The organism is Microvirgula curvata (assembly GCF_054781615.1).
Genome location: NZ_BAAGUB010000032.1, coordinates 32,192 through 56,818, shown reverse-complemented (window position 1 = coordinate 56,818; position 24,627 = coordinate 32,192). Strand labels below are relative to the sequence as shown.

Here is a 24,627-nt window from a genome sequence, read left to right as displayed (position 1 = left end):
ATGTATGGGGATGCGCGAACGTGATGTTACTCCTGATGTTCGCGCGGCCCAACCGCTTCGACCGGCGGCAGGGCATGAAAAAGCAGCAGACCGGGAAGGTCTGCTGCCTGGGGGTTCCTGACGATGCGCTGGCTCAGTTGAGCTTCAGCGTGCCCTTCATGATGGCGGCGTGGCCCGGGAACGAGCAGAAGAACACGTAGTCGGTGCCGGCCTTGAGCTTGGCGACCGGGATGGTGGCCGTGGCGGATTCGCCGCCGCCGATCAGCTTGGTGTGGGCGATGACGCGGGCGTCGCCGGCCTTGATGTAGTCGGCTGCCGGGCCGGCCTTGGAGCCGTCGCTGATCACGGCCTGCTCGTCGGCCTTGGCCGTCAGCACCCAGTTGTGACCCATGGCGGTCTTCGGCATCTTGCCGACATGCTTCAGGTTGACGGTGAACTGTTTGCAACTCTTGCTGACATCGATGCTTTTCTTGTTGAACTGCATCGCGTCGTTGGCTTCGATATCGACCGAACACTGGGCGGCAGCGAGCACCGGGGTGGCGGCGGCGCAGAGCAGGGCGGTAACGAGGAGTTTGCGGATCATGAATGATCTCCTGTGCATGATGAATGAATCAGGCCGGGGCCGGCAAAACCGGACGGCAAGAGGGGCATTCGAATACAGCGCCCATCCCGTCGTCTTGATCGACATCAAGTCGAGGACAATCGCATGTGCGGTATCGCGCCCGTCCGCCTCGTTATAGCCGCTGTTGCCGGTCCTGCTCAGGGGCGCAGCGGAATCTGCGACGACTCCTTGACCTCTTCCATCACCACGTAGGTATGGGTTTCCCTTACGTAGGGCAGGTGGGACAGCATTTCGCCCAGCATGTCGCGGAACTCGTGGATGTCGCGCACGCGGATCTTCAGCAGGTAGTCGAAGCCGCCGGCAACCATGTGGCACTCGAGGATCTGCGGGATGCCCTGCACCGCGCTGTTGAACTCTTCGAGGATTTCACTGGTCGTGTTCTGCAGGCTGACCTCGAGATAGACCAGCATGCCGGCGTCCAGCACCTGAGGATTCAGGTGAGCGGCGTACTTGCGGATATAACCATCTGATTCCAGACGCTTTACCCGCTCCAGACAGGGGGTGGGCGACAGGTGGACCTGTTCGGCCAGATCAACGTTCGATATCTTGGCGTTGTCCTGCAAAAGCGCGAGGATTTTCCGGTCGATGAGGTCAAGCGTCTTCCTTGGCTTGCTTCTTTTCATCCTCTGTTTCTCCGTTTTTGTAGATGAATGATCTGTATTTTGTTACCCGCTCAGCGTGACGGGCTGGCTGGTATTTATGTTTTGTTGTTTTGCTGCGATTGTCGTGGTTTATGCTGTGTTTTTGTGTTTTTGGCAAGCAAAACTCTGCGATGTCGCGTGTAATCAGAATGTAGTTTTCTATGCATTGTCATAATATTGCAGCCAATACTGGCGCGCTACAAGTATCTGGCAAACCGCGTGTCGGACAGACCAACAGACGTAGAAGAACTGCAAATCAGGAGAAGCTGCAATGACTTTCGCCACGCTGTCCCGCCCTCAGGGCCCGCTGATGGACGTGATTACCGCCGCCTTGCGCCGCGACGAAAAGGAGTGCGTATCGGCACTGCTGCCGCAGGCGGCGCTGGGTGCCGATACGCTGGCGAGCGTCCAGTCGCTGGCACGCAAGCTGGTGACCGAAGTACGGGAAAAGCGTACGCGGGCCAGCGGTGTCGACGCACTGATGCACGAATTCTCGCTGTCGAGCCACGAAGGCATTGCGCTGATGTGTCTGGCCGAAGCGCTGCTGCGGATTCCCGACCGGGCGACCGCCGACAAGCTGATCCGCGACAAGATCGCCCGTGGCGACTGGTCGAGCCATATCGGCAACAGCCGCTCGCTGTTCGTCAATGCGGCAGCGTGGGGGCTGGTGATCACCGGCAAGCTGGTCAACACCCATAACGAGGCCGGGCTGTCGAACGCGCTGACCAAGCTGATCGCCAAGGGCGGCGAGCCGCTGATCCGCAAGGGCGTCGACATGGCGATGCGCATGCTCGGCAAGCAGTTCGTGACCGGCGAAACCATCGACGAGGCGCTGGCCAATGGTCGCGAGCGCGAATCGCGCGGCTATCGCTTCAGCTACGACATGCTCGGCGAAGCGGCGATGACCGAAGCCGATGCCCAGCGCTATATGGATGACTACGTGATGGCGATCCACGCCATCGGCAAGGCGTCCAATGGCCGCGGCATCATCGAGGGCCCGGGCATTTCGGTAAAACTGTCCGCCATCCACCCGCGCTACAGCCGCGCCCAGCGCGACCGGGTGATGAGCGAACTGTACGACCGCCTGAAACAGCTGATGCTGCTGGCCAGGCGCTACGATATCGGCATCAACATCGACGCCGAGGAAGCGGACCGGATGGAGCTGTCGCTCGATCTGGTCGAAAAACTGGCGTTCGACGCCGACCTGGCCGGCTGGGACGGCATCGGCATCGTGGTGCAGGCCTACCAGAAGCGCTGTCCGTTCATCATCGACTACCTGATCGATCTCGCCCGCCGCGCCGGTCGTCGCTTCATGGTCCGGCTGGTCAAGGGCGCGTACTGGGATGCCGAAATCAAGCGCGCCCAGGTCGATGGCCAGTCCGGCTATCCGGTCTATACCCGCAAGGTCTACACCGACGTGTCCTACCTTGCCTGCGCCAAGCGCCTGCTGGCCGCGCAGGACTGCATCTTCCCGCAGTTCGCCAGCCACAACGCCTTTACGCTGGCGGCGGTCTATCACCTTGGCGAAGGCAAGCAGTTCGAATTCCAGTGCCTGCACGGCATGGGCGAAACGCTGTACGACCAGGTGGTCGGCGGCGACAAGCTCGGCCGCGCCTGCCGCATCTACGCGCCGGTTGGCTCGCATGAAACGCTGCTGGCCTATCTGGTGCGCCGGCTGCTGGAAAACGGTGCCAACAGTTCCTTTGTCAACCGCATCGTCGACGAGGCGGTGTCCATCGACGAGCTGGTGGCCGATCCGGTGGCCGAAGCGGCGCGCATCGGTGGCGAGCCGCATGCCCGCATTCCGTTGCCGCGTGACCTGTACGGTGCCGGACGTCGCAACTCGTCCGGCCTCGATCTGAGCCACGAGCAGACGCTGGCCGCGCTGCAGCTCGGACTGGATGACGCCTGCGCCCGCCAGTGGCTGGCCGAACCGCTGCTGGCCGGCGGCAGCCACAGCGGCGAGCTCCGCACCGAGGTGCGCAACCCGGCCGATCCGGCCGATATCGTCGGCAGCGTGGTCGAAGCCGGGCTGCAGGACGTGCCGGTCGCCCTCGAGGCCGCCGCAGCGGCCGACTGGCCGCATCGCCTGCCGGCCGAACGCGCCGATTGCCTGGAGCGCTTCGCCGACCTGATGGAAGAAAACATGCCGGCGCTGATGGCGCTGGCCGTGCGCGAGGCGGGCAAGACCCTGTCCAATGCGATTGCCGAAGTGCGCGAGGCGGTCGATTTCTGCCGCTACTACGCGCAGCAGGCCCGCAACGAGTTCAGCAATGACACCCATCGCCCGCTGGGGCCGGTGGTGGCGATCAGCCCGTGGAACTTCCCGCTGGCGATCTTCTGCGGCGAAGTGGTGTCGGCCCTGGCTGCCGGCAACCCGGTACTGGCCAAGCCGGCCGAGCAGACCGCGCTGATCGCCGCCTTTGCCGTGCGCCTGCTGCACGAGGCCGGCGTGCCGCGCGATGCGCTGCAACTGCTGCCGGGCCGCGGCGAAACCGTCGGTGCCGCCCTGACCGCCGACAGCCGCGTCAAGGGCGTGCTGTTTACCGGTTCGACCGATGTCGCCCATATCATCAACCGTACGCTGGCCCGCCGGGGCGGCGACATCCCGCTGATCGCCGAAACCGGCGGCATGAACGCCATGATCGTCGACAGCTCGGCCCTGGCCGAACAGGTGGTGGGCGACGTGCTGGTCAGTGCGTTTGACTCGGCCGGCCAGCGCTGCTCGGCGCTGCGCGTGCTGTATGTGCAGCATGACGTGGCCGACAAGGTCATCGCCATGATCCGTGGCGCGATGGACGAACTGGTGGTCGGCGATCCGCGCGTGCTGTCGACCGACGTCGGTCCGGTCATCGACGGTGAGGCACAGCGCAATCTGCTGGCACATATCGAGCGGATGAAGCGCGAAGCCCGGTGGTTCCACACGCTGGACGTGCCGGCGACCGGTACCTTCGTCGCCCCGTTCGTCTGCGAGATCGGTTCCATCGGCGAGCTGCAGCGCGAAGTGTTCGGCCCGGTGCTGCACATCGTCCGCTACCACGCTGCCGAAATGGCCCAGGTCATCCGCGACATCAATGCCGCCGGCTACGGCCTGACCATGGGCGTGCACAGCCGCATCGACGAAACCATCGACCTGATCGCCGAGACGGCCCATGTCGGCAACCTGTACGTGAACCGCAATATTGTCGGTGCCGTGGTCGGCGTGCAGCCGTTCGGTGGCGAGGGTCTGTCCGGTACCGGTCCGAAAGCCGGCGGCCCGTGCTATCTGTACCGCCTGTGCGAGACCGGCAAGCGGCCGAAGGTGGGGACTGCCGCCGGCGATGCCGGGCTGACCCTGCTGGAAACGCTGGCCGGCCTGCTGCCGACGCTGGGACTGGACGAGGCCGATCGCGAGGCGATCAGCCGCCTGATCGGTCATGAACGCAAGCATTCGCCGCTGCTGACGCCGATGGAGTTTGCCGGCCCGACCGGCGAAATCAACCGCCTGCGCTTCGTGCCGCGCGGCAATGTGCTGTGCCTGGCGACGACGCTGCCGGGACTGGTCCGCCAGCTGGTCGCGGTCTTTGCTACCGGCAACATGGCCTATGTGCTGGCCGGATCGGCTGCCGCCGGGCTGGCTGCACGCCTGCCGGCCGGTCTGCAGATCGCCGTGGCCGACAGTATCGAACGGGCGCCGGTACAGGCTGCGCTGTACGATGACGACGAGGTCGCCGCCTCGCTGCGGCCGGCACTGGCCGGTCGCGACGGCGAAATCGTCGGCCTGAACCGGGTGCGGGACAACGGCCGCTACGACGTGTTCCGCCTGGTCCACGAACGTGCCGTCAGCATCAACACGACGGCGGCCGGCGGCAACGCCAGCCTGATGAGCATCGGTGACTGATGCCTGAGAGAGCGGGGGGCTTTGCCCCTCGCTCCCTCGAAAACACGACCCCGAAAAAAGAAGAACCAGGGCTATACCTTGGTCAATGACAATTCGCTAGAATGCCGCACGGCATCTTTGCCTGACACTCGGGCAAAACGGCGTATATTTTCTTGGGCTCGCCCTGCAAAGTAGAGAGGAAGACTATGAACAAGACCAAACTGCTGACGATTACCGCTGCTGTTGCAGCTGCCCTGGCCCTGGTGGCCTGCGGCAAGAAGGATGAAGCGGCCGCGCCGGCTGCCGATCAACCTGCTGCCGCCGCTGGCGCCAGCGTGGTGAAGATCGGTTTCGTCGCCCCGCTGACCGGCCCGCAAGCCCACTACGGCGAGGAATACAAGAACGGCGTCACGCTGGCCATCGAAGATGCCAACGCGGAAAAGCCGACCCTCGACGGCAAGCCGGTGACGTTCGAACTGGTGGCTGAAGATGACCAGGCCGACCCGAAGACCGCGACGCAGATCGCGCAAAAGTTCGCCGACATGAAGATCAGCGGCCTGATCGGCCACTTCAACTCCGGCACCGCGATCCCGGCGTCGAAGATCTATGACGATGCCGGCATTCCGAACATCGCCATGGCGACCGCACCGAACTACACCCAGCAGGGCTTCAAGACCACCTTCCGTTCGATGACGTCCGACACCCAGCAGGGTGGCGTGATGGGCAAGTGGGTCGTGGAAAAACTCGGCAAGAAGATCGTCGTCATCGACGACCGCACCGCTTACGGCCAGGGTCTGGCCGACGAGTTCGAGAAGGCGGCCAAGGCTGCCGGCGGTGAAATCCTCAAGCGCGAGTTCACCACCGACAAGGCGACCGACTTCGCTGCCATCCTGACCGCCATCAAGGGCGTGAACCCGGACGTGGTCTACTACGGTGGCGCCGATGCGCAATCGGCCCCGATGGCCAAGCAGATGAAGCGCCTGGGCATCAAGGCCCCGCTGGTTTCCGGCGAAATGACCAAGACCCCGACCTTCCTGAAGCTGGCTGGCGCCGAAGCCGACGGCACCATCGCCTCGCTGGCCGGTCTGCCGCTGGAACAGATGCCGAAGGGCAAGGACTACGAGACCCGCTACAAGGCCCGCTTCAAGCAGGACGTGGCGACCTACTCGCCGTACGGCTATGACGCGACCCGCGCAATGATCGAAGCCATGAAGAAGGCCAACTCGGCCGAACCGGCGAAGTACCTGCCGGAACTGGCCAAGATCAACTACTCGGGCGTGACCTCGTCGGCCTGGGCGTATGACGACAAGGGCGACCTGAAGGAAGGCGGCATCACCGTCTACAAGGCCCAGGGCGGCAACTGGACCGTGCTGGAAACCATCGGCGGCGGTCACTGATTGGCGAGCGTCATCAAGTGAAAAACGGCGCGACATCTGTCGCGCCGTTTTTTCATGCCTGCACCGGCAAGCGGTGCTCAGCGACTCTCGTTGCCGATCACCTTCTTGCCGAGCGTGGCGGTGACATTGAGGATGCGGACCTCGCTGGCCGGGAAACCCTCATCCTCAAGCTGGCGGCGGGCAAAATCCTTGGCTTCCTGCATCAATGCCCATTCGCTGACCAGATGCGACTTGAAAGCCATCGAGCGGTGGAGAATACGGACGTCCCGCGGCTGGACGCCGATGGCGAACCTGACTTCCAGTGCATAGTTGTATCCACTGCTGTTGCTGTTGTCTTCACTCATGACTTGATATGGTTTTGTCCGGTGTCAGGCCGGCGACCGGCACCCGGCTGAGCGGCGGCATGGATCGTCGACTTGAGTCTTGTGGTCACAGGGCGTTATCTTGTTCGCTGCTGCATGGTGCAGTGCGTTCGCTTTTTTTCAACGGCATATTTTATGCCGACTTTAGCGTTTCCCGCCTGCTTTCCGCCTGCGATTTCCCTCGACCCATCAGAATGCCCGGTACCAGCCGGGCTGGAGACTGAATGAAGCCGATCCTGAAACACTTGTTGCCGTTTCTGTTCCTGCTGCCCGGCGTGGCGAGTGCTGCCGACCTCGATGGCACCACACTGAGTCTGGGCTGGACCCTGCCGTTCTGCGGCATCCTGCTGTCGATTGCCCTGTTCCCGATCTTTGCGCCGGGCATCTGGCATCACCATTTCGGCAAGATCACCGCCCTGTGGACCGTGCTGTTCCTGCTGCCGTTCACCATCACCTTCGGCAGTTCCACCACCCTGGCGCTGCTGGCGCATGCGCTGGTGGCCGAGTACATCCCGTTCATCGTCCTGCTGTTCTCTCTGTATACACTGTCCGGCGGCATCCTGGTGTGGGGCACGCTGCGTGCGACGCCGGCGCTGAACACCGGGCTGCTGGCCATCGGCACATTGCTGGCCTCGCTGATGGGCACCACCGGCGCGGCCATGCTGCTGATCCGGCCGGTGCTGAAAGCCAACCATGGCCGCGCCAGCAGCGTGCACGTGGTGGTGTTCTTCATCTTCCTGGTCGCCAACGTCGGCGGTGGCCTGACGCCGCTGGGCGATCCGCCGCTGTTCCTCGGTTTCCTGAAGGGGGTCGACTTCTTCTGGACCGTCAAGGCCATGGCGCTGCCGGTGCTGCTGCTGTCGCTGGCGCTGCTGGCCGTGTTCTACGTGATCGACAGCTATTACTTCCGCCGCGATGGCGTCGCCGTGGACGATGGCGCGCCGCCGACGCCGCTGAAGCTGTATGGCCGCCTGAACCTGTTGCTGCTGCCTGGTGTAATCGGTGCCGTGCTGCTGTCCGGCTTCTGGAAACCCGGCATCGCCTTCGATGTGCTCGGTACCCCGCTGGAACTGCAGAACCTGGTGCGCGACCTGCTGCTGATCGGACTGGCGCTGCTGTCGCTGCTGCTGACGCCGAAGCAGGTGCGGGCCGGCAACGAATTCAACTGGGACCCGATCCTGGAAGTCGGCAAGCTGTTCGCCGGCATCTTCATTACCATCGCGCCGGCCATCGCCATCCTGCGCGCCGGCAGTGACGGCCATCTGGCGGCCATCGTCAGTCTGGTGTCCGGCGAGGACGGCCTGCCGATCAACGCCATGTACTTCTGGATGACCGGCTTCCTGTCCGGCTTCCTCGACAATGCGCCGACCTATCTGGTGTTCTTCAACCTGGCCGCCGGTGATGCGTTCACGCTGATGACGCAACTGCCGCAGACCCTGCTGGCGATCTCGATGGGGGCCGTATTCATGGGGGCGCTGACCTATATCGGCAATGCGCCGAACTTCATGGTCAAGGCGATTGCCGAGCAGCGCGGCATCGCCATGCCGAGCTTCTTCGGCTTCCTGCTGTGGTCGTGCGCGATCCTGCTGCCACTGTTCCTGGTGCTGACCTGGCTGTTCTTCCGTCTCTGAGCTATGACGCGTCGAGCGGGATCTTCAGGTAGCGCATGCCGTTGCTTTCCGCCGCCGGCAACTGGCCGGCGCGGATGTTGACCTGGACGGACGGCCAGATCAGCGCCGGCATGTCCAGCGTCCGGTCGCGCACCGTGCGCATGTGGACGAAGTCGTCCTCGCCGATGCCGTCACGGACATGGATATTGCCGAGGCGCTGCGCGCTCACCGTCGTTTCCCAGGCGGCGGCGCGGCCCGGCGGCGGGTAGTCATGGCACATGAACAGCCGCGTGTCGCCGGGCAGGGCGAGCAGCTTGCGGATCGAGTGGTACAGCCGGCGTGCGTCACCGCCGGGAAAGTCGCAACGTGCGGTGCCGACATCGGGCATGAACAGCGTATCGCCGACAAAGACCGCGTCGCCGATCCGGTAGGCGATGTCGGCCGGTGTGTGTCCCGGCACGTGCAGGGCGCAGGCCGTCAGCGCGCCGATGGCGAAGGTGTCCCCGTCCCGGAACAGGTGATCGAACGGCGCGCCATCGGCCGGCGCCCCGTCGCCAAGGTGGTACAGGGCGCTGAAGGTCCGCTGGACGCTGCGGATATGCTCGCCGATGGCGACCGTGCCACCGACCCGCGCCTTCAGCCACTGCGCCGCGCTCAGGTGGTCGGCGTGGGCATGGGTTTCCAGGATCCAGGCGACGCGCAAGTCGTGCCGGCGCAGGCAGTCGAGCACGCGTTCGGCCGAGGCCGTGCCGGTCCGGCTGGCTTTCGGGTCGTAGTCGAGTACCGGATCGATAATGGCCGCGTAGCCGCCCGGCGCGTCGTAGACGACATAGGTGACGGTGGCGGTCGTGCTGTCATGCAGGGCTTCGATGCTGGGCGACATGGCGGCTCCGGGGGCAGGTAAACGATATGTTGATATACATAATATCATTCAATATAATATTGGCAATCCGCATCAAGGAAGCAAGATGGACATACCCCATCCGGACCTGAACATCAGCGTCATGCGTCTGGCCGCCGCTGAAACCGCTACCGTGCTGCGCACGCTGGCCAACGAGGATCGCCTGCTGCTGCTGTGCCAGCTGTCGCAGGGCGAACGCTCGGTCAGCGAACTGGAAAGCCTGCTCGGCATCCGGCAGCCGACCCTGTCGCAACAACTCGGCGTGCTGCGCGCCGAAGGGCTGGTCACGACCCGCCGCGACGGCAAGCGCATTTTCTACTCGGTTGCCGACGACAAGGTGCTGACACTGCTTGGCACACTGTACCTGCTGTACTGCCCGAAGGACGACACGCCATGACCATTGACTGGCTGCATTTCACCCCGTGGACCGCCCTGGCCGGCGGTGCGCTGATCGGTATCGGGGCTGCGCTGTTGGTATTGTGCAACGGTCGCATCGCCGGTATCAGCGGCATTGCCGGTGGCCTGCTGCGCCCGCTGCGCGGTGATACCGGCTGGCGCGTGGCTTTCCTGGCCGGGCTGATGCTGGCGCCGTGGCTGTACCGGATTGCCGCGCCGCTGCCGTCCGCCGTGATCGATGCCGGCTGGCCGCTGCTGATCGTGGCCGGCGTCCTGGTCGGCTTCGGCACCCGGCTCGGCTCGGGCTGTACCAGCGGGCACGGGGTGTGTGGCCTGTCACGGCTGTCGCCGCGCTCGCTGGTCGCCACGCTGGGCTTCATGGCCACCGGCTTTGCCACCGTGTACGTAATGCGCCATTTGCTGGCGGGGTGAGACAGACAATGATGAACATACTGTTTGCGGCGCTGTCCGGCCTGGTCTTTGGCCTGGGCCTGATCGTGGCCGGCATGGCCAGTCCGGCCAAGGTGCTGGGCTTTCTCGACCTGGCTGGCGACTGGGACCCGTCGCTGGGACTGGTGATGGGCGGTGCGGTGGTGGTCGGCTTGCTGGCGTTTGCCATGGCCCGCCGACGGACCGTGTCATGGCTGGGCTTGCCGATGCGGCTGCCGACCGCGACCGCGATCGATCGCCGGCTGTGGCTCGGCAGTCTGCTGTTCGGCATCGGCTGGGGCCTGGCCGGCCTGTGCCCGGGACCGGCGTTGCTGCTGACCGGGGCAGGGGTCGGCAAGGCCATCGTGTTTACGCTGGCCATGCTGGCCGGCATGGCACTGTTTGCCGCCTGGTCGCGCCGGCATCCGGCACCCTGACGGAGGCGGATCATGCTGATGGTTCTGCTGCTGGGCGTGCTGATCGGCGTGGTGCTTGGTCTGACCGGTGCCGGCGGCGGCATTCTCGGCGTGCCGGCACTGGTGGCCGGGCTTGGCTGGAGCATGCAGCAGGCGGCACCGGTCGCGCTGGTCGCCGTCGCCTGCAGTTCCGCCGTGGGCGCGTTCGAGGGCTGGCGGCGCGGGCTGGTACGCTACCGGGCGTCACTGCTGATGGCGCTGGCCGGGGTGCCGTTTTCGTCGCTCGGGCTGTGGATCGCCCATCAGGCATCACAGGTCTGGCTGACCGGCCTGTTCGCCGTGGCCATGCTGCTGGCGGCGGGGCGGATGTGGCGGCGCCATGATGAACTGGAGCGCCCGTCGCCGGGCTGGGCGCGGATCAATCCGGAAACCGGGCGCTTCGACTGGAACCTGGCCACCGCCGGCCTGCTCGGCAGCATCGGGGCGCTGACCGGCCTGCTGACCGGGCTGCTCGGTGTCGGCGGCGGTTTTGTCATCGTGCCGGCATTGCGCCGGTTCACCAATCTGTCCATGCACGGGGTCGTTGCCACCTCGCTGCTGACCATCGCCCTGGTCGGCAGCGGCAGCGTGCTGTCGGCACTGGCACACGGTGTCAGCATGCCGGCCGGCATTACGCTCGGTTTTGCCGCTGCCACGGCGCTGGGCGCGCTCGGCGGGCGCTGGCTGTCGCGGCGCTGGTCGCAGGCGCAGGTCCAGCGGGGTTTTGCCCTGGTGCTGATGGCGGTGGCGCTGGGCATGCTGGCCAAGACGGCCATGCTTGTGGGGTAAACTGCCCGCATTCCCATTCCTCACCGGAGACGGCATATGTTCGCCGCGTTGCGGGCCCTGCCGCGAACGGTCTGGCTGATCGGCCTGATCAGTCTGGTCAATGACAGCGCCAGCGAGATGCTCTATCCGCTGCTGCCGCTGTATCTGTCATCGGTGCTGATGGCCGGCCCGCGCGTGCTCGGCCTGATCGAGGGCATAGCCGAAGCCACCGCCAGCCTGCTGAAACTGCTGTCCGGCATCGTCATGGACAGCACCCGCCGCGCGCGGCCGTGGATACTGGTCGGCTACGGCATGGCCGGCGTTGGCCGGCCGCTGATCGCCTTCGTGAGCTCGTGGCCGTGGCTGCTGCTGATCCGCTTCGGCGACCGGGTCGGCAAGGGGCTGCGCTCGTCACCGCGCGACGCGCTGCTGGCTTCCAGCGTGCCTGACGACCGCCGCGGGCTGGTGTTCGGTCTGCACCGGGCGCTGGACAATGCCGGTGCGGTCATCGGTCCGCTGCTGGCCGCCATGCTGCTGGCACGCGGCGTACCGCTGCGCGACCTGTTCCTGTGGTCGGCCCTGCCGGCGGCGCTGTGCATCCTGCTGGCGTGCGCGATCCGCGAGCCGGCGGTCGTGACTGCAGAGCGCATCGGCGCCCGGCATGCGGCCAGCGCGCTGAAAACCGCCTTTGCCCGTCGCCAGCGCCTGCGCGACATGCCGCCGGCGTTTCGCCGCTACCTGCTGGTGGTTGCGCTGTTCACCCTGGGCAATGCGTCGAACCTGTTCCTGCTGCTGCGCGCACGGGAGCTGGGCGTACCGGAGGCGCAGGTGCCGCTGCTGTGGGCCGCAGTCTCGCTGGTGGCGACGCTGTTCTCGACCCCGCTGTCGGCGCTGTCGGACCGGGTCGGCCGCATCCGCATGCTGGTCTGCGGTTATGCCGCCTACGGGATGTGTTACACCGGGCTCGGTCTGGCGACGCACAGTGGCGCCTGGCTGTTCGGGCTGTTCGCCGGTTACGGGCTGTTCATTGCCGCAACCGAGGGCGTGGAGAAGGCGCTGGTGGCCGACATGGCACCGGTCAGCGGGCGCGGGGCCGCCTTCGGCTGGTTCAATCTGGTGACCGGCATCATGCTGCTGCCGGCATCCCTGCTGTTCGGCTGGTTGTATACCCTGGGCTCGCCCTTGCTGGCGTTCGCCTTTTCCGGCAGCTGTGCGCTGCTGGCGGCGCTGCTGCTGGTGACATGGGTGGCGCCGGCCGGGGAACGCTAGCTCCCCGGCCGGTGTCAGACTGCCGCCCCCTGCAGCGACAGCACGCCGCTGCGGCCGGGGATTTCCCCCATCGACACCCTGCAGTGCGGCAGGGCAAACGGGTCGAGCCGGGCGAACTGTTCGCCGGTCGACACCAGTTGGTAGCCCTGTGCCGTCCAGCCGTCCAGCAGGCGTTCGAAGGTCGGCAGCAGTTTCATGCCTTCCAGTTCGGCATGCAGCGTATAGACATGGCCCTGCGCTGGCGGGTCGGCCGTCAGCGCCAGCAGATGCGCGTGCACATTGTCCGGCGTCAGTCCGTCCATGCCGATCAGCTCGTCCAGCGTCGGCAGCGTACTCGGCAACTGCGGCACGCCGAATGGCCGGCCATTGGCGTCAACCGGCTGGAATGGCCCGCTGCCACGGCCATCGGATGCGTAGGCGAATCCCAGCTCGCGTTCCAGTGCATAGGCGGCGTCGTTCATCTGCCAGCCGGCGGCTCCGTGAACGCGCGGCGTTTCACCGAAGATATCGCTGAAGCGATCGCGGGCCCGCTCCATCTCGCGCCGGGTCCAGGCCGCATCAAGGCCGGCGACATGATCCTGCCAGCGGATGTGGTCCCAGCAATGCACGCCGACCTCGAAACCGGCATCGCGCACGGCGCGCAGGGTGGCTGCCGCGCGCCGGCCGATATCCGGGCCGGGCAGCACGGTGCCGTACAGCAGTGTGCGCAGCCCGTAGTGTTCGAGCACCGAGGTGCGCGATACCTTGGACAGGAAGCCGGGACGGAACACCCGGCGGATGGCGCGGCCGGTATGGTCCGGGCCGAGGCTGAACAGGAAGGTCGCGCCGGCCCGGTGCCGCTGCAGCAGTTCGACCAGGCGTGGCACGCCTTCACGCGTGCCACGCCAGGTGTCGACGTCGATTTTCAGCGCCAGCGTGCTCATCGCTCAGCTCACCAGGTCGCGCTGGCTGGCCACTTCGTCGCGATAGAAGTCGAACAGGCTCTTCAGTGCGCTGAGCATGCTGACGCGCGGTGCCCAGTCCAGATCGGCACAGGTATTCTCGATCTTCGGTACCCGGTTCTGTACGTCCTGATAGCCATCGCCGTAATACGTGCCCGAGCTGACGTCGATCAGTTCGACCCTGGCCGCGTTGTCGCGATACTCCGGATAGGTGGCGGCCAGTTCCAGCATCATGGTCGCCAGTTCGCGCACCGAGAAATTGTTGGTCGGGTTGCCGATATTGTAGATCTGCCCGCTGGCGCGGCCTGCCGGGTTGTCGATGATCCTGACCAGGGCCGAGATGCCGTCGTCGACAAAGGTGAACGCGCGTTTCTGCTGACCACCATCCACCAGTTTGATCGGTTCGCCACGAACAATATGGCCGAGGAACTGGGTAATGACCCGGCTCGAGCCTTCCTTCGGCGTATGGATGCTGTCCAGGCCCGGCCCGATCCAGTTGAACGGGCGGAACAGCGTGTAGTCGAGCCCTTCCTGCTGGCCGTAGGCGGCAATGACCCGGTCCATCAGCTGCTTCGAGCAGGCGTAGATCCAGCGCGGCTTGTTGATCGGGCCGTAGACCAGCGGCGAGTTCTCCGGGTCGAATTCTGCGTCACCGCACATGCCGTAGACCTCGCTGGTCGACGGGAACACCACGCGCTTGTTGTACTTCACGCACTGGCGAACGATCGGCAGATTGGCCTCGAAATCGAGCTCGAACACTTGCAGCGGTGCCTTCACATAGGTGGCCGGGGTCGCGATGGCCACCAGCGGCAGCACCACATCGCACTTGCGGACGTGGTATTCGATCCACTCCTTGTTGATGCCGATATCGCCCTCGAAGAAATGGAAGCGCGGATGGTCGAGCCACGGCTGGATCCGGTCGCAGTTCATGTCCATGCCGTAGATGTGCCAGTCGGTGGTGTCGATGATGCGCCGGGTCAGGTGATGGCCGATAAAGCCGTTGACGCCGAGGATGAGGACTTTTTTCATGGTGGGTTCCAGCAGGTGGAGGCCGGGGCAGGCGTCAGGCCAGCTCGAGGGTCTGTTGATCAAAAAGGGTATGGAAGGCCGCCGCGTCGAGCGGCTGGTCATCGAGTTCGGCGTCGGTGAGGCGCAGTGCCTGGCCGTCGGCCGCCAGCAGCCACAGGGTGCCGCCGGCCGCCATCAGGCTGGCGCGTGCGGGCCGGGGGGCGCCGACGGGGAACGGGGCACGGAAGCTGCGCCAGATCCGCAACTGTCGCCCCGCCAGACTGGCGAAGGCGCCGGGGAACGGGCGGGTCAGGGCACGGATGAAGTTGTGCAGGCGCGCGGCGTCCCAGACCGGGTCGAGATGGCCGTCTTCCGGCCGGCGACCGCCGAAATAACCGCCGCGCGACAGGTCCTGCGCCGTCAGCGTCGCGCGGCCGGCGGCCAGCGCGGGCAGGCTGCGCGACAGCACGATTTCGGCGGCGACCGTGATCTTGGCGAACACGTCGGCCGCATCGTCGTCGCGCAGGATCGGCACCGCCATCTGGTCGACGATGGCGCCGTTGTCCGGCTTGCTGGTCATGGCGTGCAGCGTGGCGCCGGTTTCCGTCTCGCCGTGGATCAGCGCCCAGTTGACCGGCACGCGGCCGCGATAGGCCGGCAGCAGCGAGCCGTGCATGTTGAAGGCGCCCAGCGGCGCGCTGTCGAGCAGTGCCGTGCCGAGCAGGTGGCGGTAGTAGAACGAGAACAGCAGGTCCGGATGCGCGGCGCGAACGCGGTCGAGCACTTCGGGCGTATCCGGATCGTCCGGGGTGATGACCTCGATGCCGTAGTCGGCAGCGGTATCGGCGACGCTGGCGAACCAGATGTTCTCGTCAGCCCGGTCACGGTGGGTCACCACCAGCGCCACATCGATGCCGTGCGACAGCAGGGTTTTCAGGCAACGGACGCCAACGTCGTGATAAGCGAAAACGACGGCACGGGTCATGATGCGTCTTCCTTGTGTTCCAGGATGCCGGCAATCAGGTAGCGCGGCCGCTGGCGCACTTCCTGGTAGATGCGACCGACGTATTCGCCGAGCAGGCCGATGCCGAACAGCGCCACGCCGATCAGCAGGAAGCTGATGGCGAACAGCGTGAACAGCCCGGCGGCCTCGGGACCGACGATCAGCCGGCGCAGCAGCAGGTAGACCACCAGGATGGCCGAACCGAACGAGATCAGCGTGCCCAGCAGCGAGAACATCTGCAGCGGCACCACCGAGAACCCGGTCACCAGGTCGAAGTTCAGCCGGATCAGGCTGTACAGCGAATACTTGGATTCGCCGGCATGGCGCTGTTCATGGCCGACCACGGTCTCGACCGGGTTCTGCGCGAACTGGTAGGCCAGTGCCGGGATAAAGGTATTCAGTTCATTGCACTGGTTGATGGTGTCGATGATGCGCCGGCTGTAGGCGCGCATCATGCAGCCCTGATCGGTCATGTGGATGCGGGTGATGCGCTCGCGCAGCCGGTTCATCATCCGCGAGGCGACATGGCGCCACAGGCTGTCGTGGCGACTGCGGCGGATGGTGCCGACGTAGTCGTGCCCCTTGTCCATCTCGGCCAGCAGCAAATGGATGTCTTCCGGCGGGTTCTGCAGGTCGGCGTCCAGGGTGACGATGCGTTCGCCGCGCGCATGGGCGAAGCCGGCCAGAATGGCGCGATGCTGGCCGAAGTTGCCGTTGAACAGGATGACGCGGGTCACGTCCGGCCGGGCATGGAACTGGCTGGCCAGCAGTGACGTCGACTGGTCGACGCTGCCGTCATTGATGAAAATGATCTCGTAGCGGACATCCAGTGCGTCCAGTGCCGGGTACAGCCGGTCGAACAGCGCAGGAAGGGTGGCTTCCTCGTTGTAGACCGGAATGACCACGGAAAGCATTGCCGGGCTGGTCACGCGGCTCTCCCCAGCAGGGGCGGGAGCACGCGGGCGATCGCCGTGCAGACTCGGTCGATGTCGTCATCCTGCATGGCCGGGAACAGCGGCAGGGTGACGGTGCGGCGGCCGATATCCTCGGCATGCGGGAAATCCCCCTCGGCAAAGCCGCGCCCGCGGTACAGCGAGAACAGGTGCAGCGCCGGGTAATGGACGCCGATGCCGATGCCGTGTTCGCGCATGCCGGCGATAAAGTCGTGACGCGTGCCCTGCATGTCGGCCAGCGGCAGCAGCGGCTGGAACATGTGCCAGTTGCCATGCTGGAAATCCTCCGGCGGCAGCACCAGGCCCAGATCGTCCGGCAGTTGTTCGAAATAGCGTCGCGCCAGTGCCTGGCGGCGGGCATTGAATGCGTCCAGCCGTTTGAGCTGGCCCAGGCCGATGGCGGCGGCGATATCGGTCAGATTGGCCTTGCCGCCCAGCATGTCGACATCCATCGTGCCGTCGTCATGGCGGGTCACACCCTGCAGCCGCAGCTTCTCGAACAGCCGCACCTCGTTTTCATTGTTCATGACCAGGCAGCCGCCTTCGCCGCTGGTGATGTTCTTGTTCGGATGGAAGCTGAAACTGACCAGGTCGCCGTCGCTGCCGATGCGCCGGCCACGCCAGTTGGCGCCGATCGACTGGGCGGCGTCTTCGACCACGCGCAGGCCATGGCGGGTGGCCAGCGTATACAGCCGGTCGCGGTCGACCGGCAGGCCGGCCAGGTCGACGGCGATAATGGCCCGGGTATGCGGGGTGATCGCGGCTTCGGCCAGATCGAGATCGATCAGCCGGGTGGCCGGATCGACATCGACCAGCACCGGCGTGGCGCCAACGGCCAGAATGACGTTGGCGGTAGCAACCCAGGTCAGCGGCGTGGTGATGACTTCGTCACCGGGACCGACCCCGGCGATGCGCAATGCGAATTCCAGCGTGGCAGTGGCCGAATTGGCCACCCGTACCGGCCGGCCGCCGACATGGGCCGACAGCGCGGCTTCGAATTCGCTGCAGCGCGGGCCGGTGGTCAGCCAGCCGGAGCGCAACACGCCGACCACGTCGGCAATGGTGTCCTCGTCGATATCGGGGCGGGTGAAGGGCAGGAAATCCATGTATGACGACTCCTTGATGCTAACTGCGTGCGACGACGAGCACGCCGACGATGATGATGGCGATCCCCATCAGACGCATGACGGTCACCGCTTCGCCAAACAGCCACCAGGCGAGCAGTGCATTGACGACATAACCGATCGACAGCATCGGATAGGCGATGCTGACGTCCACGCGTGACAGCGCCATGATCCAGACGCCGACACTGATCACGTAACAGCCGAGTCCGGCCAGGATCGGCGGGTTGCCGGCCAGCGACAGGCCGATCGGCCACACATTGGCGGCGGTAAATTCAAAGTGCCCGATCTGGCGCACGCCGGCCTTCAGCAGCAGTTGTGCGCCGGCATTCAGCAGCACGCCGATCAGGATCAGCAGAAATTCAAGCGGTTTCACTAATTGGCTCCATTGGCCGGTGGGGTGGGTTTGATGACGAACAGGCGGCGGGCGTCGCGGTAGACCACGCGCATCGGCAGGCCGTCCTGGCTCAGGGTGGTGAAGGTGCCGGGACCCATCATGGCGGCCGCGGCGGGCAGCTCGCGCCAGCGTCGGGTGAACGAGACGATATCGGGCAGCGACTTGTCCGGCTCGGCGGCCTGGCCAAAGGCGAACTCATCGCTGTAGGCAACCAGGGTGACCGGCCGGCGCAGATAGAACGGCAGTGTCTGGTCATACATCGCCACCGAGAACACCGGCGTGGCCGGCGTCAGCAGCGGCGCGGCGGCCACGGCAACGGCCTTGCTGCTTTTCAGCTGGCCGAAGGTGTTGTGACCCAGTGCCCCGGCAGTGACGGCCAGGAAGCCGCCCAGCGCCCAGGCGGCCAGTGCCAGACCGCGTTCGTCACGGCGCAGCGCGCGCCAGGCAAACCACGCGCACAGCAGAAACAGGATGGCGGCAATGCCCAGACCGACGGCAAGCGCGTGCAGCGCGGCGGGTGGCGTCTCGGCCGAGGAGAAACGGGCATGGAACGGCAGTGCCGCCAGCACCGCCAGCCACAGCAGGGCCGGGGCAATCAGGTGGCGGGCCAGGCGCGGCGCCGTCATCGTTTCCAGCTCCCGGCCGAGCAGCAGCGCCAGCGCAGGGAACATCGGCAGAATGTACGACGGCAGCTTGGAACCGGACACGCTGAAGAACACGAACACGAACAGCGACCAGGCCAGCAGCAGCCGACGCGGCTGGAACCGGCCCGGCTCCCGTTGCCAGCCGGCACGCAGCGTGGCCGGCAGCAGGGAGGTCCATGGCAGGAAGCCGGCCAGCAGCAGCGGCACGAAATACCAGACCGGGCCGGTGCGGCGGTGTTCGGTGGTCAGGAAGCGCTGGAAGTGCTCGTGAATGAAGAAGAAGCGGGCGAAGCCGGGATTCTGCTGCGACACCAGCACGAACCACGGCACACTCAGTACCAGGAACAGCGCCAGCCCGGGCAGCCAGTTCATCCGCGTCCACGGCCGGACATCGCGGGCCAGCAGCGAGTACAGCGCCAGCGTGGTGCCGGGAATCAGAATGCCGATCAGCCCCTTGCTCAGCGTGGCCCCGGCCATGGCCGCCCACATGAACAGGTTCCAGAACAGGCGCTTGCGTGTATCGGCGCCGTCGCGCTGGGCGAGCAGGAAGCCGGACAGCGCGGCGGTCAGGAAGAAGGTCACCCCGGTATCCAGGGTCAGGAAATGGCTGTTGCCGACGATCCAGGCGCAACCGGCCGCAACCAGTGCGGCGTTGCGGCCGGCGGCCGGCGACCACAGCTTGCGTCCGGTCAGGCCGACCAGCGCCACCGTCAGCAGGCCGGTCAGGCCGGGCCAGAAGCGGGCGGCGAATTCGTTGATGCCGAACAGCTTGAACGCGATCGCGCCCGCCCAGTACTGCATGGCCGGCTTTTCGAAATACAGCAGGTTGTTCAGCCGCGGAGTAATCCAGTCGCCGCTGTGCAGCATGCCCAGCGACAGGGTCGCATAGCGGCCTTCGTCCGGTGTGATCAGCGCGCGCTGGCCGAGCGTACCCAGCCAGACGATGGCCAGGCACGCCCAGAACACCAGGCCACCGGAGTGGCGAAGCAATTTCTGGTTCAGAGTCATTGTGATGGGGTCAGGGTTGGGCGGGCAGGTGGACAGCGATGATCAGGCCGCTGCCTTCATCCGGGGCGACATTGCGAACCGACACGCGGCCGGACAGCTTGTCGACGATATTGCTGACGATGGACAGGCCGAGGCCGGCGCCGGGCGCGGTGGTGCCGGGAACGCGGAAGAAGGGCCGCCACAACTGGTCGATCAGGTTGTCGGGCACACCCGTCCCGCTGTCACGAACTTCGAAAGTCGCCTCGTCGCCGACATGGTGGATGCCGATGTCGATGGTGCCGCCAGGCGGCGTGTACTTGATGGCGTTGTCGAGCAGGTTGCGCATCAGGGTGGCGACATCCAGCTCGTAGGCGGCAACGCCGACGTCATCGTGGGCAACGACGCCGATATCGATATCGCGCGCCTGTGCCTGCGGCACCAGGTCTTCCAGCACTTTGTGCAGCACATCCACCAGTCTGACCGACTGGGTGGCGGCGGCGGTCTGCGCCTGCGCACGCGACAGGCTGAGCAACTGCTCGATCAGCGCGGCGCTGCGACCCAGCCCGGCCTGCAGCCGCTGCAGCCGCTCGCGGGCGGTCTCGGACATGTCGGCGGCGGACAGGTTCTCCGCCTGCAGCATCAGCGCGGTCATCGGCGAGCGCAGCTCGTGCGCGGCGTCGGAAATAAAGCGCTTCTGCTGCTCGAGCTGTCGCGACTGGCGTGCCAGCAGCCGGTTGATCGACCGCACCAGCGGTGCCACCTCGTCCGGCAGCTGTGCGATCGACAGCGGGCTTTGCAGGCAGCGGTTCGGATCATGGTCGATCTGCTGGCTCAGGCGGGCGACCGGCCGCAGCGCCAGCGTGATCACGCCGATGATCATGGTCAGCAGGACCGGGATCAGCACCAGCAGCGGCACGATGGTCGACATGGCGCCGATATTGGCGATCTCGTCGCGCTCGGCCGTGCGCTGGCCGACGGCGATACGGTCACCGTTGTCCAGCGAAATCACGTACAGCCGCCACTCCTCATGGTTGATGCTCAGCGTGTGCAGACCGTCGAGCAGATTGGACGGGAACACGACCTTGTCATCGACATCCGGCCGGCCGAGGATCTGCACCTCGATATACAGGTCCGGGTCGGTGGTGGTCGACGCCAGGTTCTGCGGCGGTGGCACCGACAGGTCGCGTGCATCGAGCAGCGTGCCGATCTGGGTCAGCTGGGCATCCTGCAACTCGTTGGCTTCCGTCCGCGCACTTTCGAAAGAGGCAAAGCCGGCAAGAGCGGCCGCCAGCAGCACGGCTGCGGTAATCCAGGCGCACAGGCGAAAGCGGAGAGAGTAGTTCATTGGCGCTTGGCCACCATCCAGCCGAGGCCGCGCACATTGCGGATGATGTCGGAGCCGAGTTTCTTGCGGATCGAATGGATCAGGAACTCGACTGCATTGCTGTCGATTTCCTGATCCCAGTTGTAGATGCGTTCCTCGAGGTCGCTGCGGGACAGGATTGCGCCCGGGCGCTGCAGCAGCGCCTGCAGCAGCGAGAACTCGCGGCTGGTCATGCGCAGCGATTGCCCGCGGTAACTGACCTCGCGGCTGGCCGGGTCGAGATCGATTTCGCCGTTGGACAGGATGGGGGCGGCCGAACCGGCCTTGCGCCGGGTCACCGCGCGCATGCGGGCCAGCAGTTCGCGGAATTCGAACGGCTTGCACACATAGTCGTCGGCGCCGAGGTCCAGCCCCTTTTCGATATCGTCCAGCCCGTCGCGGGCGGTCACGACCAGAATCGGTACCTGGGTGTCCTTCTGCCGCAGCCGGGTCAGTACGGCGTAGCCGTCCATTTTCGGCAGCCCCAGGTCCACCAGCACCATTTCGTATTGCTGGTTGGCAAACAGGGCCAGACCTGCTTCACCGTCGCGTGCCCAGTCGACGGCATAGGTCGCATCCCGCAATGCCAGCATCACGGCATCCCCGATCATCGGGTCGTCTTCAATCAACAGCACACGCATTTGTCCATCCTCATGTTTGCCGCTACTGGTATCCGGATGGGATATCCTTTGTAGCACACCATGGATGGTAAAACCGTGTGACTTAGAACGGGCTGAGAGAAATGAAACAGTAATGGTCCGACAGGCATACGCCCGCCATGGTGGCGGGCGCAGGCAGGGAAGGACGGGCCGGCGTCAGCGAGCGGGCACGGGCATCCGGTAGCCGCTCAGGCGACCAGCGCCAGCAGCTCGGCCGCGTGCTGCCGGGTCGTGTCGGTAATCTGCTCGCCACCGAGCATGCGGGCGATTTCCTCCACCCGCTCGCGGTCGGACAGGGTCTGGATGCTGCTGACCGTGCGGCCGGCCTCCAGATGCTTGGCGACCTGCCACTGATTGTCGCCGCAGGCGGCCACCTGCGGCAGGTGGGTGATGCACAGCACCTGGTAGCGCTGGCCGAGCCGTTTCAGCAGCCGGCCGACCACTTCGGCCACCCGGCCGCCGATGCCGACGTCGACTTCGTCGAAAATCAGCGTCGGTACCGCCGCCACCTGGCTGGCGACGATCTGGAACGCCAGGCTGATGCGCGACAGCTCGCCCCCGGACGCAACCTTGGACATCGGCCGCAGCGCGGTGCCGGCATTGGCGGCGACCAGGTATTCGACCGATTCCATGCCGCTGGCCGCCGGTGCCGCCAGCGGGGCCAGTTCGATGGCGAAGCGCGCGCCCTGCATCGCCAGCCCCTGCATTTCCTCGCTGATGCGGTCGGCCAGTTCGACGGCCGCCTGCTGGCGTTTCAGCGACAGCTGGTCGGCCAGGTCGCGGTAAAGGCGCTCGGCATCGCTTTCCTGGCGCACCAGCTCGTCGACGTCGGCCGACTGCGACAGCCGCTCCAGTTCCTCGCGCCAGGCGGCGAGTTTCTCCGGCAGTTCTTCCGGACGGACGCGGTATTTGCGCGCCATCGAATACAGCGCGTCAATGCGCTTCTCGATGCGCGCGAATTCGGCCGGGTCCTGGTCTATTCCCTCCGCGTAATCGCGGAGCGCATAGACCGCCTCGCGCAACTCGGCCTCGGCGGAGTCGAGCAGGGCCACGGTGTCCTTGAGCTTGCTGTCGACGTCGACCAGCCGTGACAGGCGGTTCTGCACCTGGCCCACGGCGGACAGAATGTCGTGATCCGACTCGGACAGGGTGTCGATGGCGGTCTGCGCGGCCTCGATCAGCTCCTGGGCATTGCCGAGCCGGCCATGACTGGCGGACACGTCTTCCCATTCGCCGGCCTGCACGCCGAGTTCGGTCAGTTCGCTGATCTGCCATTGCAGGCGTTCGCGCTCGCGTTCGAATTCGGCCACGTGCTGTTCGGCGGCTACCCGCTGGCGCTTGACCGATTGCCACTGCTCGAACGCGCCCTTTACCGCCTGGACGATATCGAGTGCGCCGGCATAGGCATCGAGCAGCCGGCGCTGGGTATCCGGTTTGACCAGTGACTGATGGGCGTGCTGGCCATGGATGTCGACCAGCCACTCGCCGGCCTCGCGCAGCTGGGCCAGCGTGGCCGGGCGGCCGTTGAGCCAGCAGCGCGAGCGGCCGCCGGCATCGACGACGCGGCGCACCAGCAGTTCATCGTTGCCGTCGTCGGCCAGTTCCTGGCCGACCAGCCAGCTGCGGACGTCGGCCATGTCGCCGATGGCGAAGGTGGCCGACAGTTCGGCGCGCTCCTCGCCATGCCGGACCAGACTGCCATCGCCACGGCCGCCGAGCAGCAGCGACAAGGCATCGAGGATGATGGATTTGCCCGCGCCGGTTTCACCGGTCAGTACGGTAAAGCCCGGACGGAAGTCGAGTTCGAGCTGGTCGACGATGACGAAGTTGCGGACTGAAAGCGATAGCAGCATCGGCGGGCGGATTCCGGTAGCGATTGGGCAGAGGGCGGGGTGCGGCAGGGGTTACAGCAGACGCTCACCCCAGTGCAGCTTGTGACGGAGCATGTCGTAATAGTTGTAGCCGAGTGGATGCAGCAGGCGCAGCGGATTGCGGTAGCGGCGGATCAGCACGCGATCGAGTTCCATCAGGTCGCAGTGCGACTGGCCGTCGAAATGAACGCGGGCATCCTCGCCGCGCGTCAGCATGAATTCGACTTCGCTGGAGTCGTTGATGGCGATGGGACGATTGCTCATCGACTGCGGGCAGATCGGCACCAGGGCGATGGCCGGCACGGTCGGGTGCAGGATCGGCCCGCCGGAGGCCAGCGCGTAGGCGGTCGAGCCGGTCGGCGTGCTGACGATCAGGCCGTCCGAGCGCTGGCTGTAGACGAACTGGTTGTCGACGAAGATCTCGAATTCGATCATCTGCCCCATGGCGCCACGATTGATGACGATATCGTTGAGTGCCAGGTGCTGGGCGACCTCGACGTTGTCGCGCATGACGCTCGATTGCAGCAGCATGCGTTCCTCGGGCAGGAACTCGCCCTGCAGGATGCTGCTGACCGAGGCGATCATCGTGTGCAGCGGGATGTCGGTCATGAAGCCGAGCCGGCCCTGGTTGATGCCGATCAGCGGGATGCGGTACGGCGCCAGCAGGCGGGCGACCGACAGCATGGTGCCGTCGCCGCCGAGCACGATCGCGACATCGACAATCTTGCCGAAATCATTGCGGTCGATCAGCGTCAGCCCCTGGGCCTCGGCCCGGGTCACGCTGTCGCGGTCAATGAAAACGTGCAGCCCCTGTTGCTCCAGGTGGCGGGCAAGTTCCAGCAGCGACTGGACCACTTCCGGTTTCGAGTGCCGGGCGACCAGACCTATTTTTTTGAAAAGCCATTCCATAAGGGCGAATTAGAGCCTTTTATGCCAGGGCCTGCAAGATCATTGGTCAAGGCGGCGGCGGA

23 protein-coding genes are annotated in these 24,627 nt (G+C 65.6%); 8 read left to right on the top strand and 15 right to left on the bottom strand.

Annotation, left to right across the window (positions count from 1 at the left end; all coding sequences use genetic code 11):
• Nucleotides 1-133: 133 nt before the first annotated feature.
• On the bottom strand, nucleotides 134-583 hold the full coding sequence (gene azu / locus ACYVG8_RS14195; RefSeq protein ID WP_028498833.1) for an azurin: 450 nt from the start codon (nucleotides 581-583) through the stop codon (nucleotides 134-136).
• A gap of 176 nt (nucleotides 584-759) precedes the next feature.
• Entirely contained in the window at nucleotides 760-1,245 is a 486-nt protein-coding gene (locus ACYVG8_RS14190) for a winged helix-turn-helix transcriptional regulator (protein WP_028498832.1), read from the bottom strand.
• A gap of 289 nt (nucleotides 1,246-1,534) precedes the next feature.
• Here ACYVG8_RS14190 and putA point away from each other — a divergent pair, with 289 nt between their 5' ends.
• On the top strand, nucleotides 1,535-5,143 hold the full coding sequence (gene putA / locus ACYVG8_RS14185) for a trifunctional transcriptional regulator/proline dehydrogenase/L-glutamate gamma-semialdehyde dehydrogenase (RefSeq protein ID WP_112692382.1): 3,609 nt from the start codon (nucleotides 1,535-1,537) through the stop codon (nucleotides 5,141-5,143).
• Between the two features lie 185 nt (nucleotides 5,144-5,328).
• Complete coding sequence (locus ACYVG8_RS14180) at nucleotides 5,329-6,519, top strand: branched-chain amino acid ABC transporter substrate-binding protein (RefSeq protein ID WP_028498830.1); 1,191 nt, start codon at nucleotides 5,329-5,331, stop codon at nucleotides 6,517-6,519.
• Nucleotides 6,520-6,596: 77 nt separating this feature from the next.
• On the opposite strand, the gene ACYVG8_RS14175 is transcribed toward ACYVG8_RS14180, so the two are convergent.
• A complete protein-coding gene (locus tag ACYVG8_RS14175; protein ID WP_028498829.1) occupies nucleotides 6,597-6,863 on the bottom strand; it encodes a hypothetical protein in 267 nt (88 codons plus the stop codon).
• Nucleotides 6,864-7,105: 242 nt separating this feature from the next.
• Here ACYVG8_RS14175 and ACYVG8_RS14170 point away from each other — a divergent pair, with 242 nt between their 5' ends.
• Entirely contained in the window at nucleotides 7,106-8,512 is a 1,407-nt protein-coding gene (locus ACYVG8_RS14170) for a sodium:proton antiporter (RefSeq protein ID WP_028498828.1), read from the top strand.
• Nucleotide 8,513: 1 nt separating this feature from the next.
• Here the strand turns inward: ACYVG8_RS14170 and ACYVG8_RS14165 are convergent, their stop codons facing one another.
• Nucleotides 8,514-9,374: an MBL fold metallo-hydrolase gene (locus ACYVG8_RS14165; protein WP_112692383.1), complete on the bottom strand. Its 861-nt coding sequence runs from the start codon at nucleotides 9,372-9,374 to the stop codon at nucleotides 8,514-8,516.
• Between the two features lie 85 nt (nucleotides 9,375-9,459).
• On the opposite strand from ACYVG8_RS14165, the gene ACYVG8_RS14160 reads away from it, so the two are divergent.
• Genes ACYVG8_RS14160 through ACYVG8_RS14140 form a run of 5 tightly spaced genes read left to right on the top strand, consistent with a single transcriptional unit; the run spans nucleotide 9,460 to nucleotide 12,709 of the window.
• The gene (locus tag ACYVG8_RS14160) at nucleotides 9,460-9,789 is read left to right on the top strand and encodes an ArsR/SmtB family transcription factor (RefSeq protein WP_028498826.1); all 330 of its coding nucleotides are present in this window, start codon (nucleotides 9,460-9,462) and stop codon (nucleotides 9,787-9,789) included.
• On the top strand, nucleotides 9,786-10,220 hold the full coding sequence (locus ACYVG8_RS14155) for a YeeE/YedE family protein (RefSeq protein ID WP_028498825.1): 435 nt from the start codon (nucleotides 9,786-9,788) through the stop codon (nucleotides 10,218-10,220). Before ACYVG8_RS14160 ends, ACYVG8_RS14155 begins: the two co-directional genes overlap by 4 nt.
• A gap of 8 nt (nucleotides 10,221-10,228) precedes the next feature.
• Nucleotides 10,229-10,654 carry a DUF6691 family protein gene (locus ACYVG8_RS14150; RefSeq protein WP_233495228.1) on the top strand — a complete coding sequence of 142 codons (426 nt, stop codon included), beginning with the start codon at nucleotides 10,229-10,231 and terminating at the stop codon, nucleotides 10,652-10,654.
• Nucleotides 10,655-10,666: 12 nt separating this feature from the next.
• Nucleotides 10,667-11,461 carry a sulfite exporter TauE/SafE family protein gene (locus ACYVG8_RS14145; protein WP_028498823.1) on the top strand — a complete coding sequence of 265 codons (795 nt, stop codon included), beginning with the start codon at nucleotides 10,667-10,669 and terminating at the stop codon, nucleotides 11,459-11,461.
• A gap of 36 nt (nucleotides 11,462-11,497) precedes the next feature.
• Entirely contained in the window at nucleotides 11,498-12,709 is a 1,212-nt protein-coding gene (locus ACYVG8_RS14140) for an MFS transporter (RefSeq protein ID WP_107889718.1), read from the top strand.
• 14 nt (nucleotides 12,710-12,723) lie between these two features.
• On the opposite strand, the gene ACYVG8_RS14135 is transcribed toward ACYVG8_RS14140, so the two are convergent.
• The 11 genes from ACYVG8_RS14135 to ACYVG8_RS14085 all read right to left on the bottom strand — a co-directional run bounded on the left by ACYVG8_RS14135 (nucleotide 12,724) and on the right by ACYVG8_RS14085 (nucleotide 24,565).
• Nucleotides 12,724-13,632 (bottom strand): polysaccharide deacetylase family protein, encoded by a 909-nt coding sequence (locus ACYVG8_RS14135; protein ID WP_107889719.1) that lies wholly within the window; start codon nucleotides 13,630-13,632, stop codon nucleotides 12,724-12,726.
• Between the two features lie 3 nt (nucleotides 13,633-13,635).
• Nucleotides 13,636-14,679: a bifunctional UDP-4-keto-pentose/UDP-xylose synthase gene (locus ACYVG8_RS14130; protein WP_028498820.1), complete on the bottom strand. Its 1,044-nt coding sequence runs from the start codon at nucleotides 14,677-14,679 to the stop codon at nucleotides 13,636-13,638.
• A gap of 34 nt (nucleotides 14,680-14,713) precedes the next feature.
• Complete coding sequence (locus ACYVG8_RS14125) at nucleotides 14,714-15,643, bottom strand: formyltransferase (protein WP_028498819.1); 930 nt, start codon at nucleotides 15,641-15,643, stop codon at nucleotides 14,714-14,716.
• Nucleotides 15,640-16,590: a glycosyltransferase gene (locus ACYVG8_RS14120; RefSeq protein WP_028498818.1), complete on the bottom strand. Its 951-nt coding sequence runs from the start codon at nucleotides 16,588-16,590 to the stop codon at nucleotides 15,640-15,642. The genes ACYVG8_RS14125 and ACYVG8_RS14120 overlap by 4 nt, the downstream gene beginning before the upstream one ends.
• The gene (locus ACYVG8_RS14115; protein WP_028498817.1) at nucleotides 16,587-17,720 is read right to left on the bottom strand and encodes a DegT/DnrJ/EryC1/StrS family aminotransferase; all 1,134 of its coding nucleotides are present in this window, start codon (nucleotides 17,718-17,720) and stop codon (nucleotides 16,587-16,589) included. Before ACYVG8_RS14115 ends, ACYVG8_RS14120 begins: the two co-directional genes overlap by 4 nt.
• A gap of 19 nt (nucleotides 17,721-17,739) precedes the next feature.
• Nucleotides 17,740-18,111, bottom strand: coding sequence for an SMR family transporter (locus ACYVG8_RS14110; RefSeq protein ID WP_028498816.1), 372 nt, complete (start codon nucleotides 18,109-18,111; stop codon nucleotides 17,740-17,742).
• The gene (locus ACYVG8_RS14105; protein WP_460746119.1) at nucleotides 18,111-19,784 is read right to left on the bottom strand and encodes a phospholipid carrier-dependent glycosyltransferase; all 1,674 of its coding nucleotides are present in this window, start codon (nucleotides 19,782-19,784) and stop codon (nucleotides 18,111-18,113) included. The genes ACYVG8_RS14110 and ACYVG8_RS14105 overlap by 1 nt, the downstream gene beginning before the upstream one ends.
• 10 nt (nucleotides 19,785-19,794) lie before the next feature.
• Nucleotides 19,795-21,108, bottom strand: a complete 1,314-nt coding sequence (locus ACYVG8_RS14100; protein ID WP_460746118.1) for an ATP-binding protein — start codon at nucleotides 21,106-21,108, stop codon at nucleotides 19,795-19,797.
• The gene (locus tag ACYVG8_RS14095) at nucleotides 21,105-21,767 is read right to left on the bottom strand and encodes a response regulator transcription factor (RefSeq protein ID WP_281660493.1); all 663 of its coding nucleotides are present in this window, start codon (nucleotides 21,765-21,767) and stop codon (nucleotides 21,105-21,107) included. Before ACYVG8_RS14095 ends, ACYVG8_RS14100 begins: the two co-directional genes overlap by 4 nt.
• 206 nt (nucleotides 21,768-21,973) lie before the next feature.
• Nucleotides 21,974-23,638 carry a DNA repair protein RecN gene (gene recN / locus ACYVG8_RS14090; protein ID WP_028498812.1) on the bottom strand — a complete coding sequence of 555 codons (1,665 nt, stop codon included), beginning with the start codon at nucleotides 23,636-23,638 and terminating at the stop codon, nucleotides 21,974-21,976.
• 51 nt (nucleotides 23,639-23,689) lie between these two features.
• Nucleotides 23,690-24,565 (bottom strand): NAD kinase, encoded by an 876-nt coding sequence (locus ACYVG8_RS14085; RefSeq protein ID WP_028498811.1) that lies wholly within the window; start codon nucleotides 24,563-24,565, stop codon nucleotides 23,690-23,692.
• Nucleotides 24,566-24,627: the final 62 nt, after the last annotated feature.